This window comes from Aminobacter sp. Piv2-1, assembly GCF_037625995.1.
In the GTDB taxonomy this organism is placed as follows: domain Bacteria; phylum Pseudomonadota; class Alphaproteobacteria; order Rhizobiales; family Rhizobiaceae; genus Aminobacter.
In genome coordinates, this window is the sequence record NZ_JARKMU010000014.1 from 59,775 (window position 1) to 71,742 (window position 11,968).

General features: G+C 67.1%; 13 protein-coding genes. 5 read left to right on the top strand and 8 right to left on the bottom strand.

Annotated elements, in window-relative coordinates; all coding sequences use genetic code 11:
* Positions 1-98: 98 nt before the first annotated feature.
* Together leuD and AmiPiv_RS22065 are read right to left on the bottom strand one after the other, a co-directional pair.
* On the bottom strand, positions 99-704 hold the full coding sequence (gene leuD / locus AmiPiv_RS22060) for a 3-isopropylmalate dehydratase small subunit (RefSeq protein WP_340040892.1): 606 nt from the start codon (positions 702-704) through the stop codon (positions 99-101).
* A 134-nt stretch (positions 705-838) separates the two neighbouring features.
* A complete protein-coding gene (locus tag AmiPiv_RS22065; protein WP_340040894.1) occupies positions 839-1,753 on the bottom strand; it encodes an ABC transporter substrate-binding protein in 915 nt (304 codons plus the stop codon).
* A 179-nt stretch (positions 1,754-1,932) separates the two neighbouring features.
* On the opposite strand from AmiPiv_RS22065, the gene AmiPiv_RS22070 reads away from it, so the two are divergent.
* The 3 genes from AmiPiv_RS22070 to AmiPiv_RS22080 are packed head-to-tail and all read left to right on the top strand — an operon-like array spanning position 1,933 to position 4,719.
* A complete protein-coding gene (locus tag AmiPiv_RS22070) occupies positions 1,933-2,865 on the top strand; it encodes a FecCD family ABC transporter permease (protein WP_340041101.1) in 933 nt (310 codons plus the stop codon).
* On the top strand, positions 2,862-3,911 hold the full coding sequence (locus AmiPiv_RS22075; RefSeq protein WP_340040896.1) for a FecCD family ABC transporter permease: 1,050 nt from the start codon (positions 2,862-2,864) through the stop codon (positions 3,909-3,911). Before AmiPiv_RS22070 ends, AmiPiv_RS22075 begins: the two co-directional genes overlap by 4 nt.
* Complete coding sequence (locus AmiPiv_RS22080) at positions 3,904-4,719, top strand: ABC transporter ATP-binding protein (RefSeq protein ID WP_340040898.1); 816 nt, start codon at positions 3,904-3,906, stop codon at positions 4,717-4,719. The genes AmiPiv_RS22075 and AmiPiv_RS22080 overlap by 8 nt, the downstream gene beginning before the upstream one ends.
* A gap of 66 nt (positions 4,720-4,785) precedes the next feature.
* Here the strand turns inward: AmiPiv_RS22080 and AmiPiv_RS22085 are convergent, their stop codons facing one another.
* Positions 4,786-5,235 (bottom strand): glyoxalase superfamily protein, encoded by a 450-nt coding sequence (locus AmiPiv_RS22085; protein WP_340040900.1) that lies wholly within the window; start codon positions 5,233-5,235, stop codon positions 4,786-4,788.
* A gap of 248 nt (positions 5,236-5,483) precedes the next feature.
* On the opposite strand from AmiPiv_RS22085, the gene AmiPiv_RS22090 reads away from it, so the two are divergent.
* Positions 5,484-5,864 (top strand): hypothetical protein, encoded by a 381-nt coding sequence (locus tag AmiPiv_RS22090; protein ID WP_340040902.1) that lies wholly within the window; start codon positions 5,484-5,486, stop codon positions 5,862-5,864.
* Between the two features lie 45 nt (positions 5,865-5,909).
* Here the strand turns inward: AmiPiv_RS22090 and AmiPiv_RS22095 are convergent, their stop codons facing one another.
* The 5 genes from AmiPiv_RS22095 to AmiPiv_RS22115 form a co-directional block, all read right to left on the bottom strand.
* The gene (locus AmiPiv_RS22095; RefSeq protein ID WP_340040904.1) at positions 5,910-6,398 is read right to left on the bottom strand and encodes an SRPBCC family protein; all 489 of its coding nucleotides are present in this window, start codon (positions 6,396-6,398) and stop codon (positions 5,910-5,912) included.
* 30 nt (positions 6,399-6,428) lie between these two features.
* Positions 6,429-6,770, bottom strand: coding sequence for an ArsR/SmtB family transcription factor (locus tag AmiPiv_RS22100; RefSeq protein WP_340040906.1), 342 nt, complete (start codon positions 6,768-6,770; stop codon positions 6,429-6,431).
* Positions 6,771-6,924: 154 nt separating this feature from the next.
* The gene (locus tag AmiPiv_RS22105) at positions 6,925-8,364 is read right to left on the bottom strand and encodes an FAD-binding oxidoreductase (RefSeq protein ID WP_340040908.1); all 1,440 of its coding nucleotides are present in this window, start codon (positions 8,362-8,364) and stop codon (positions 6,925-6,927) included.
* A gap of 161 nt (positions 8,365-8,525) precedes the next feature.
* Positions 8,526-9,314, bottom strand: a complete 789-nt coding sequence (locus AmiPiv_RS22110) for a DUF2189 domain-containing protein (RefSeq protein WP_340040910.1) — start codon at positions 9,312-9,314, stop codon at positions 8,526-8,528.
* A 106-nt stretch (positions 9,315-9,420) separates the two neighbouring features.
* Positions 9,421-11,400 (bottom strand): BTAD domain-containing putative transcriptional regulator, encoded by a 1,980-nt coding sequence (locus AmiPiv_RS22115; protein WP_340040912.1) that lies wholly within the window; start codon positions 11,398-11,400, stop codon positions 9,421-9,423.
* A 173-nt stretch (positions 11,401-11,573) separates the two neighbouring features.
* Between AmiPiv_RS22115 and AmiPiv_RS22120 the strand changes: the two genes are divergently transcribed.
* Complete coding sequence (locus AmiPiv_RS22120; protein ID WP_340040914.1) at positions 11,574-11,816, top strand: DUF1127 domain-containing protein; 243 nt, start codon at positions 11,574-11,576, stop codon at positions 11,814-11,816.
* Positions 11,817-11,968: the final 152 nt, after the last annotated feature.

Consider the following 11,968-nt stretch of genomic DNA (forward strand, 5'->3'; position numbering starts at 1 on the left):
GCATCACGGAATCGCGAGCGTCACTCGCCCCCCGAAACGAAGAAAGCCCCGTTCGGATGGAGCGGGGCTTCCAGGCATTTTCCAAAGCGAGCGGGCGATCAGGCCCAGGGGCGGCTTTCGCCGACCTTCTTCTCGTAGCTGTCGATCGAGCCTGCCTTCTCCATGGTCAGGCCGATGTCGTCGAGGCCGTTGAGCAGGCAGTGGCGACGGAAGTCGTCGAGGTCGAACTTGACCACGCCGCCGTCGGGGCCGCGGATTTCCTTGGCTTCGAGGTCGACCGAGACGGTGGCGTTGGCGCCGCGCTCGGCATCGTCCATCAGCTTGTCCAGATCTTCCTGGCTGACGGTGATCGGCAGGATGCCGTTCTTGAAGCAGTTGTTGTAGAAGATGTCGGCGAACGACGTGGAGATCACGCAGCGGATGCCGAAGTCGAGCAGCGCCCAGGGCGCATGTTCACGCGACGAGCCGCAGCCGAAATTGTCGCCGGCGACGAGGATCTCGGCCTTGCGGTAGGCCGGCCTGTTGAGCACGAAGTCGGGATTCTCCGAACCGTCCTCGTTGTAGCGCATCTCGGCGAAGAGCCCTGTGCCAAGCCCGGTGCGCTTGATCGTCTTGAGATAATCCTTGGGGATGATCATGTCGGTGTCGACGTTGACGATCGGCAGGGGGGCGGCGACGCCCGTCAGCTTGGTGAATTTTTCCATGGCTTTTGCCCGTCTGGCTGTTGCGGGGATTTTGGCTTGCCCCGCTTTACACAAGCTTGGCTGGGAATCAAAGCGTTTCGACGTTGCGGAAAGCCGCGCGGCACCCGGCGATGCCGCGCGATGACAGATGCGGACTACTTCGCCGGCGTCACGCCATAGACGCGGGCGATGTCGTCGAGCAGCAGATTGGCCGCGATCGCGCCACCGGCCGTGTTCCACACCGCGTCGTCCACGGCCACCGCCTTGCCGGCCTTGACCACCGGCAGGTTCTGCCACAGCGGCTCGGCCAACCATTCCTCCGACTGCTTGCTCGCCTTGCCGTTGCCGGTCTCGTAGACGAAGTAGAACAGCCGGTCGCCGTCGAAATCGGGGATGCGCTCCTTGGTGACGTCGTCGGCGAAGCCCGGCTTGTCCTGCACCGCCGGGCGGGCGATGCCGATCTGGTCGAAGATCATGCCGGGGAAGGTGTCCTTGAAGTAGATGCGGGTCAGGCCCGGCATGAAGCGGATCAGCGACACCTTTTCGGCCTTCTTGTCACCCAGCGCCTCCGCCAGCTTGGCGGCCTTGTCGTCGAAGGCCTTCAGCCCGGCCTCGCCCTCGGCCTTCTTGCCCAGCGCGTCGGCGTAGAGCGCGTAATTCAGCTTCCAGTCGCCGCGCAGGCGCTCGGACATCACGGTCGGGGCGATCGCCGAAAGCTGGTCGTAAATCTTTTCCTGGCGCGTCTTGTTGCCGAGGATCAGGTCCGGCTGCAGGCCGGCGATAAGCTCCAGGTTGACGGCCGATTCCTCGCCCACCACCTCGACGCCGTCCATCTTGTCGGCGATGTGCTTGTACCAGGGCGAACCGGTCCACGAGCGCACAGCGCCCACAGGCTTGAAGCCCAGCGCCAGCACGGCCTCGGTGCCTTCGTTGGTCAGGACGACGATGCGCTGCGGGTTCTCGGGCACGTCGGTCACGCCCATGGCGTGTTTGACCTCGTGGGCTGAGGCGGCACTCAGGCCGAAGGCGGCCAGGGCCAGGCCGAGCGCGGCTTTGACGAAGAGCTTCATGGGTGGGGCTCCAAACTTGACTAGGTAGAGAAGGTTTGGCAAAGGGTCAGAACAAACCCTGACTGTCAAGCTCATATTAAGGCCCGCGCGTGCCCCTCGCTTCGTCGACCACGAGCCTCCGAGCGCATTGGCGCATCGGGTACAGGTCGCTCTTCGCCGGCCTCGCGCTCCTCTTGCTCGTGCTGGTGTATCTCAGCCTGGCGCTCGGCTACCGGCTCTACTCGCCCCCGGAAATCTGGGCGGCGCTGACTGCGTTCGATGGCAGCGAGAGCCATGTCGTCATTCACGACCTCAGGCTGCCTCGGGCGCTGATGGCGCCGATGGTGGGGGCAGCGCTCGGCATATCAGGCGTGCTCGTCCAGACCCTGTCGCGCAACCGCATCGCCTCGCCCGATACGCTCGGCCTCAATGCCGGCGCCGCCTTTGCCGTCGTCGTTGCCAGTGGCATCTTCGGTGTCGTTTCGCTGCCCAGCCTGTCGCTGATCGCCGCAAGCGGCGCGCTGGCCACCAGCTTCATCGTCTTCGGCCTTGCCGCGGCTGCAGGCGGCATCTCGCCGCTCCGGATCGTGCTCGTCGGCGTCACCTTCGCCGGCCTGTTCGACAGCTTCCTCAATGTCGTCCTGACCGTGAACGAGACGATGCTCGACCAGTTGCTGTTTTGGCTCGCCGGCTCCTTCGCCGACCGCAAGCTCGGGCTCGCGCTCAACGGCCTGCCCTTCGTGCTTCTAGGCGCCGGCATCGCCATCGCGCTGGCGCGGCCGCTCGACATTCTCCAGACCGACGATTCGACCGCGCGCGGCCTCGGCGTGCCGCTCGGCGTCGTCAGGGGGCTCGCCTTCCTGGCGGTGGCGTTGCTCAGCGGCGCTGCGGTCGCCATGGCCGGCCCGGTCATGTTCGTCGGCCTGGTCGTGCCCCATGCGGCGCGCGCGCTTGTCGGTCTCGGCCATCGCCTGCAGATCCTGGCCGCAGCCCTTGTCGGCGCGCTCTACACCACGCTCGCCGACATCGTTGCCCGCTTCGTCATCTATCCGCGCGAAGCGCCAGTGGGGGCCGTCACGGCCATCGTCGGCGGTCTCCTGCTTCTCGTCCTGCTCAGGAGGCGCGCCGCATGAGCCTCGCCCTTCCGCGCAATACGGCGCTTGCCGGTATCAGCCGCCGTGCCTGGCTGGCCGTGGCGATCATCGCCGTTGCTGCCATCCTTGTCGCGCTCTGCGGCATCGGCTTCGGCTCGACCTGGATCGACCCGCGCCGCATCGTCGAAATCCTGCTCGGCGAAGGCTCGCGCGGCGAACGCGTCGTGGTCCTGCAGCTGCGCGCCCCGCGTGTCGCCATCGCCATTCTTGCCGGCGGCGCGATGGCGGTGTCGGGCTACCTTTTGCAGAAGGTGACGCGCAACGAACTGGCCTCGCCCGGTGTGCTCGGCGTCATCGGCGGCGCCGGCCTCGGCGTGGTCATCTTCCTCGCACTGCTCTCCAACGAGAGCAACGCGCTGGTCACCTCCATCGTCTGGCAGCCTGTGGCGGCCATGGTCGGTGCCAGCGTCGCCATAACGGCCGTCTTCCTGCTGTCGGGCCAGCAGGCCTCGTCGGCGGTGCGCCTGCTGCTGTTCGGCATTGCCGTGGGTGCGGTCTGCAAGGCCGGAACGCTGATCCTGATGATCGTCGGGCCGATCTATCGCACCACCCAGGCAAGCCGCTGGCTCGCGGGTGCGGTCAACGAGATCAACTGGGGCGAGGTCCAGGTCGTCGCTATAGGCCTCGCCATCGCCATGATCGGAGTCTTTGCCGTGGCACGCCGCCTGCCGCCCACCGATCTCGACGAGGTCTCGGCGCGCGGCATCGGCCTCAACCTGCCGCACTTTCGCATCCTCGTCTTCGCGCTCGCTTCGGCGCTGACGGCACTCGCGGTTGCTTTTGCCGGCGGCGTCGGCTTCATCGGCCTGATGGCGCCGCATCTGGCGCGGTTGATCGTCGGCCGGCCGGTTCTGCCTGGCATCGTCGCCAGTTTCCTTCTCGGCGCCATCATGCTGGTCGGCGCCGACCTCATCGTGCGTGTGCTGTTTGCTCCGACGGAGGTGCCGGCCGGCACCGTCACGGCGGTCATCGGCACGCCCTATTTCCTCTACCTCGTGCTGCGCAGGGGACGCACCAATGGATAAAGCCGTCTCCGTCGCTGCCCTCACCGTCGCCTATGGCGCGGCTACAGCGCTTTCCGCCATCGACCTGGGGATTCCAAGGGGCAAGGTGACAGTGCTCGCCGGCCCCAACGGTTGCGGCAAGTCCACGCTGCTGCGAGCCATCCGCCGGCTGCACCAGCCGAAATCGGGCGAAGTGCGGCTCGGCGACCTGCCGATCTCGGGCCTCAAGGAAAAGGAGCTTGCCCGCCATATCGGGCTTCTGGCGCAGAACCCGTCCGCACCCGACGACATGACGGTCGAGGAGCTGGTCCGGCTCGGACGCTACCCGCACCAGACCATGCTGCAGCCCTGGAGTGCTGCCGATGCCGAGGCCATCCAGGCGGCGATGTTCGGCACCGGCGTCTCGCACCTCTCCGACCGCCGCCTCGGCTCGCTGTCGGGCGGTCAGTTGCAGCGCGTCTGGATCGCCATGGTGCTGGCGCAGGAGACCGATATCATCTGTCTCGACGAGCCGGTCAACCATCTCGACATGGCCTATCAGATCGATTGCCTCGACTTGGTCAGGCGCCTCAATCGCGAGCATAGCCGCACCGTCGTCCTCGTCCTGCACGACCTCAACCTCGCCGCCCGCTATGCCGACCGCCTGGTGTTCCTCAAGGGCGGAGCGGTCGTCGCCGAGGGGATGCCGGTGGAGTTGATGAGCGAGGCGCTGATCGAGGACGTGTTCGGCATTTCCTGCCGTGTCATTACCGATCCGGTGCACGAGCGGCCACTGTGCATCCCGATCCGCAATTCCTCGCCGCGCTTCCGCGCCGAAACAGCTGCCTGACCCTGCAACGCAAAACGGCCGCGGATCGGGTCGATCCACGGCCGGGTTGAGCAGGAAGCGGTTGCGTCAGGCGCGTGCGAGCGCCATCACGCCGGTTTCGGTGCCGGTCAGGCGGCGCGAGCGGCCGTCGGCGCCCACCACCATCTGGATGCGCCGTCGTTCCGACGAGAACAGCTTCGAGGTCGACACGTCCACCGGAGGGTTGAAAGCCACCGTCACGCGCCAGAGGTCCGGCTTGATCGTCTCTTCGAGGCCGATGACGCGGCCCCTGGCCGGGTTGCCGTTGAACGTGCCGGCGACAGTCTCGCCGACGCTGAAGGGCACGACAGCCTTGGACTCGTCTGCTTTGGTCGCCATCGGACGCGCGGCAAGCGTGTTCCAGTCGCGGGCGCCGTTCTGCCTGGCGACCAGCTCGAGTGCCTTGGCGTGGCTGATGTCGAAACCCTCGGCAGCAAGCGCGTCGCGCAGCCTGCGGGCATTGGTCTTGTAGTCGGTCGGGGTCTGACCGTTAGTCATGGTTTCGCTCCTTCGCGATTGGCGAACGGCGTCTTTCGAAATCGGGAGCCCGCATTGCCGCTTCGGCCGTCGCATCGACAGGGAAACGAAATTTTCGAGGGAAGCTTCACCGTGCCTTGCGGCCGCGGGCGGCAGGGGCTTCCCGCCCTTGACCGCGCTCAGATAGGGAGAAGCCGACGCAACGTCAATGGCCGCACCTTCGTCGCCATTGCATCGGCTGCAACAAGCACTACCTTGAGCCTGGACCGATGTTGCAGAAGAAACAAAGCGTTTTCGTGATTGAGGAAAGCGGAAGCGCTCGAACGATGCGGGAGAATTGGATGCCGGTTCTTGCGAAGAGGACCCTGCTTGCCGCCGCCGTTCTGCTCGGCGGCATGGCGCAGGCGTTCGGGGGCGGCCTGGTGGGCCAGCCCGACCGGGACACGCTGATCCGCGAAGGCCGCTTCGACGAACTGCAGATCCTCCAGAATCGCGAACGGCGCATCGAATTCCAGCAACAGCAGCAGAGGCTGCGCGAGGTGGACCGTCAGACGGCCAACCAGCCGACCCCGAGGCCCGACGTGCCGGTGATCCGGCCAGGCTGCCGGATCGATGTCTTCGGCAGCAATTTCCTCCGCACCTGCCGCTGATTTTTTGCCTCGGCAAGGCGCGGGGCCGCGGTGGGGCGGCGCGCCCTACTCGGCCGCCATACGCTCCGCCAGCACGCCATCGAGCCGGTCGTAGCCGGCTGCCACGCCATCGGCCATGCCGACCTGGATGGCGCCGTCGCGGGCCTTTTCCGAGCTGTAGAGAACCGTCATTGCCGAGGTGGTGCGGCCGCCCCTTTCGGTCAGCACCAGCGTCACATGGGCCTCGCCGTCGGTCCAGTCCATGTCGAAGAGCTCGGTGCTGGCGAGCCTCTCGGGCCTGACGATCTCGCGATAGGTGCCGGTCATGCCCATGTCGCGGCCGTCGACATGCTGCCAGACGAAACGGTAGTTGCCGCCGACGCGCAGGTCGACGTCGCAGACCGAAAAACTCCAGCCATCCGGTCCGGTCAACCAGCGCTTCAGCAACGCCGGGATCGTCCAGCAGTCGAAGACCAGGTCGCGTGGCGCGTCGAAGACGCGTGTCATGGCGATCTCGCGCGGGCTCGGCGTGGTCACTTCCAGTCGGTGCGTCATCGTCCTCTCCTCGTATTGCTGTTCGGGGGGTCAGGCCTTGCCCTTGTGCGCCTGCAGTTCGGCAAGCAGGGTATCGAGCCGCCTGTAGTTGCCTTCCCAGACCTTGCGGTATTCCTCCATCCAGCCCACGGCCTCGGCCAGCGCTGCGCCCTCTATGCGGCATGGTCGGCGCTGGGCGTCGCGGCCGCGCGAGATCAGCCCGGCGCGCTCCAGCACCTTGAGATGCTTGGAGATCGCCGGCTGGCTCATGTCGAAAGGCTCGGCCAGCTCCATCACCGTCGCCTCGCCCTCGATCAACCGGGCGAGGATCGCCCGTCGCGTCGGGTCGGCAAGTGCCGCAAAGGTGGCGTCGAGGCGTTCGGACGGCGTCATCGCGTGAAACTTCGATGTTGATAACAATTTGGTTATATAAAAGATAGGCTGCGTTGTCCAGACGGTCGCCGGCTTTCTCCGGGGCGCAGACGTAGCCAAGGCCCTCCCCGTTACAGGGGAGGGCCGGCAGCGGGCAGAGCCTTTGGCCGACGCGCTATGCCGCCTTGCGGGCGTGCCGCGCTTTGAGGTTCTGGTTCAGGCGGAAGAAGTTCTTCGGATCGTATTTCTGCTTGACCTCGATCAGCCGGGCATAGTTGACGCCATAGGCGGCCTCCACCCTGTCGGCTTCGTCCGACGGCATGAAGTTGATATAGGCGGTGCCGATCGCCTGCGGCTTGGTCGCCTCGTAGATGCCGCGCGCCCAGGCGATGCAGGCGTCGTCCATCGCCGCCTCGCGCCAGCGCGCATGCACGTTCATGACATAGTGCGAGCTGCGCTGCGGGAAGGCCGTCGCCTCGGTGGCGACCTGCCCGGCGACGCCGCCGACATGGCCGATGAACACCTCGCATTCCGGTCCGGGCAGGTTTCGGATCGCCTGGTCGAGCGCATCGATGGTGTCGTCGGCCAGTTCGATGAAGTCATGGCTCTTCCAGTAGTTGCGGGCGCCGGGCGCGAGCAGCGGGTCGAAGGCTGCCTGCCACCCGACGAACGGGTTCGGGCCGACCACGTCGACGATCGGCTTGCCGATGCCGCGCAGGCGGGCCGTCGCCTGCTCGCCCGCCGCCATTTCGCCGCACCAGCACATGGCCAGCACCAGCACCTCCTTGCCGTGCCAGTCGGCCGGCAGGAACGGCAGCGGCGGCGCGCGGCGCGCAACCGTCCAGCAGGTCAGCTCGTCGGGGGCGTCCTCGAGCGCGGCCCGGTAGCCTTCGAGCACCGCCTTGGCGTCGTCGAACGGGTGCACGACGAGGCCCGAAAGCACCTGCGGCCCGAGCTTGTGCAGCTTGAACTCGAAGGCGGTCACCACGCCGAAATTGCCGCCGCCGCCGCGGATGGCCCAGAACAGGTCCGGGTGCTCGGCAGTGCTCGCCCGCACCAGCTCGCCGTCGGCCGTCACCACGTCGGCGGAAAGCAGGTTGTCGATGGTGAGCCCGAGCTTGCGCGCCGTCCAGCCGAAGCCGCCGCCGAGCGTCAGGCCGGCGATGCCGGTGGTCGAGTTGATGCCGGTCGGCACCACCAGCCCGAAGGCCTGCGTCTCCTTGTCGACATCGGCCAGGATCGCGCCCGGCTCCACCCAGGCCCTGCGGGCCACCCGGTCGACACGCACCGATTTCATCCTGGTGAGGTCGATCATCAGCCCGCCGTCGCACACGGCGTTGCCGGCGATGTTGTGGCCGCCGCCGCGCACGGCGACGAGCAGATTGTTCTCACGCGCGAAATTGATGGCGGCGATGACGTCGCCCGCGCCGGCGCAGCGCACGATCAGGCCGGGCCGGCGGTCGATCATGGCGTTCCAGATGGCGCGTGCCTCGTCGTAGCCGGGATCGCCGGCATTGAGCACGTCGCCGCGCAGGCCGGCGGCGAAGGCATCGAGCACAGGCGCGCTGAGCATCGCCATGCCTCCGTCCAGCGTGGTCAGGCTGAGGTCGTTCATGGGGCTTTCCTCCGTTGCGAGAAATGCCTCCTCGTCCGCATGGCGGCGGATTGTGCGCCTCGCTCGCCGCCGCGACAAGCCAAACGGCCGCGATGCGGCCGAAATTGATGAGCCGGGGCCTTTGACGGCACGCCGCCGGGCCTGTTTTATTGCCTGAATGCCTACACCACCGCCCGGCGGTAGAGGTGCCAGGTCGCGTGCCCGAGCACCGGCAGCACCACCAGGAGCCCGAGAAACAGGGGCGCGCAGGCGGCGAGCACCGCCACCGTCACGACGAGGCCCCAGCCGAGCATCACCAGCGGGCTCGCCAGCACCGTGCGGATCGAAGTCAGCATGGCAGTGACGAAGTCGACCTCGCGGTCGAGCAGCATGGGGATCGAGATCACGGTGATCGAAAACAGCACTAGCGCAAGGGCTGCGCCCTCGATGTGACCGACCGCCAGGAACACCCAGCCCTCGTTGGTGGTCAGCACCACGTCGGCGAAGCGGTTGAGCGTGGCATAGGACATGCGGCCGAGGATCAGCGCCATCAGCAGCCTGATCTGGTACATCCACACCCAGAACACGAACAGCATCGTGAAGGCCATCCACGACACCTCGCGCCGACGCTGGGCCCAGATGACCTGCCACACCTCCCGGACCGTCGGCATCCGTCCCGCCTCCAGCCGGCGGCTCACCTCGTAGAGGCCGACCGCGGCGAAGGGGCCGACCAGCGGAAAGCCGATGGCGAAGGGATAGATCAGCCACGGCTCGTGCAGCACCAGGAGCGAGGTGGTGATCGCCAGGCCGATCACCACGAACACGGCGGCGATGGCGAGGCCGATCGCCGGCCGCCGCGCAAAGTCCGCGGCACCCTCGGCCAGGCTGTCGCGGATGTCGGCCATCGTCAGCGCCCGCACCTCGGGCAACGCTCCCGGCCGCCTGGCATTGCCGCTGCCCATGTCGACCATCGCTTCCTCCCTCGCTCGGTCCGCCACCATCCCAGCTTGCATCCCAGGGGGCGGACGGCCTTGATCGAGATCAAGGGCGGGCGAAACCATGCCACCCCACCTGCGGTTACTCCTCCGGCAGGCCGGCGCGCCGCCAGCCCTCGACGAAGGTGTCGAACAGGCGCGGAATGTGCCGCAGCGGGTGGCTTTTCTTCATCACCGCGATCGACACGCCGGGATTCACTACCCTGAGCGTCGCGATGGCGCGGCGGGCGGTTTCGATGTCGCCGGCGAAGGCGGAGAAGGACGCAAGCTGGCGGTAGGCCCAGGTCACCTGAGGGTTCTTGTCTATCATCTCCTGCGTGAGCCTGACGGCCTGGGCGAAATCGCCCTCGAGTCCGCTCGCCGCCGCCAGCCCCATGGTGAAGTTGTGTTCCAGCGGATCGAACGGGCTCAGGGCCATGGCGCGCTCGAAGTCGCGCCTGGCCGCCTGCGGCTGGTCACGGTAGATCGCGACCCATCCGGATCGGGCCCAGGCCCAGGCGCTGTTCGGGTCGAGCGCCAGCGCCCTTTCGATATAGGCGCCGGCGCGGCTCTGGTCGGTGGTGCACATGCTGAGCGCCGCGCCGATCGCCGTCAGCGCCATCGGGTCGTTGCTCGCCAGCCGGGCGGCCGTCTCGGCGTCCGCCAGCGCCAGCTCCCTCTCCCTGTCGGGGTCGGACGACCACAGATAGGCGAGGTTCTGGGCGTGACCCCAGGCGCGCAGCGCATAGGCGCGGCCATAGCCCGGGTCCGCCGCGATCGCCTGTTCGAGCAGCACGATCCCAAGCCGGTTGCCGTCGCTCGTCGCGCTCCAGATGTTGGGATAGGCCCGCAGCATCAGCTCATAGGCCCTGAGGCTCTCCGGCGGCTTGCGTCTGGCAGCTTCGATCTCGGCCTTGAGCAGGGCCGGGTGCATGGCGCCGGCAACCTGTCCGGCGATCTCGTCCTGCAGGGCGAAAATGTCGGATGCGGCGCGGTCGTAGCGTTCGGACCAGATCTGGGCGCGCGTTTGCGTGTCCTCCAGCTTGACTGCGACCCGCACCCTGTCCATCGACCGGCGCACCGAGCCTTCGACGGCATACTGGACGCCGAGTTCGCGCCCGATCTCGGCGAGGTCGACGAAGCGGCCGCGATAGGCATAGGCCGACTGGCGGGCGATGACGAAGAAGTCGCTGACGCGGGAAAGCGTGGCGGTGATCTCCTCGACCACGCCTTCGACGAGAAACTCGTCCTCAGGGCCGCTCAGGTTCTCGAACGGCAGCACGACGACCGAGGGTTGATCGGTGCCGCGCGACGGCGGCTGACGGTCCGTCGCCGGCATGGCCGGAACCTCGGGCGGGCGGGCAACCTCGCGCTCCGCCTCGAGCAGCGCGCTGGTGGCGGCCTCCGGCTCGGCTTCGAGTTCGCGCCGCAGCGCCTCCTGGCACAGCTTGTATTGCCTGAGCGCGGCGTTCGGCTGGCCGCGCTGCAGGCATAGCCGGATGATGGCACGGTGCGCCTCCTCGGCGGTCGGATCTGCCGCGAGCAGCCTTTCCGCCAGCCGCTCGCAGGCTGCCGCTTCTTGCGAACCGGGTTGCGGCGCAGCCTGGCTCAGCCGCTCCGCCACCTGCAGGGCGATGCGCCGATAGGTGCGCTGGTGCGGCGCGAACCAGTCCAGCCCTTCGTGGATCGCGTCCGCGGCAAGCAGGTCGCCCCGGTAGAGCTCGGCGGCAGTCGCAAGACCGCCGTCGTCTCCTTGCGCCGTCTGCTCGAAAACCCAGATATCGGCTGTGCCTGGCTCCGCCTTCAGCGTGACGGTGTCGAGGTCGCTTTCGATCTCGACCCTGGCGGCGTTTCCGGCCGGAAAGCTGCGCCTGATGTCGACAAGCGCCTGGCGCAGGCTGTTACGCGCCTGCGCCTCGCCTCGCCCCGGCCAGAACGCCTCGCACAGTGCCTCGCGCCGCACCGCCCTGCCGCCCGCCAATACGAGGGCGGCGAAAATCTGCGCCGTCTTGCGCGTGGCGAAGCGGACGGGCCGGTTTCCCGGAGAAACCACTTCGAGGCCACCGAACAACCGAATGCGCATCAGCGTGCTCCAGCACTGGCGACGTCATGCGACAATAGCACTGCGGAGGCCTGATTTAACGCCGATTTAGCGCGGTCACGCAGTCCTTTGCACGCGCCGTTCACGCCGCGCGAACGCTGGCATCACAGCCGGATGGCAAAGTCTCCCTATCAACTTCGCTATGGGAGGCCACGATGGCTTACTCGGCATATTCCGGCCACAAGCTGCCGGCATCCGGTTTCACCGCACGCTTCGTCGAAGCCGCAGCCACGCGTTTCGCCGCGATCGAAGACTGGTATCGGCTCGTCCGCAGCCGCAAGGTGATCGAGGCGCTCAGCCCCGAACAGCTCAAGGACATCGGCTATCCGTCGGTCGAGGCGAAACCCTCGATGGAGGTCGAGCGCGGACTGATGGATAAGCTCATGACCATGCGCTAGACGCGTGGAGCGGCGGTCGCCCGCGACGCCTCGCAGGCGACCGCCGCTTCTGAAAAGCAATATTCGGGCCGTCCGACTCGCGAACGCTCAAATTCGTCGAATTCGCCTATCTTATGGTTAACCACCTTTTAGGGCCTTTGTGGACGCCTCTG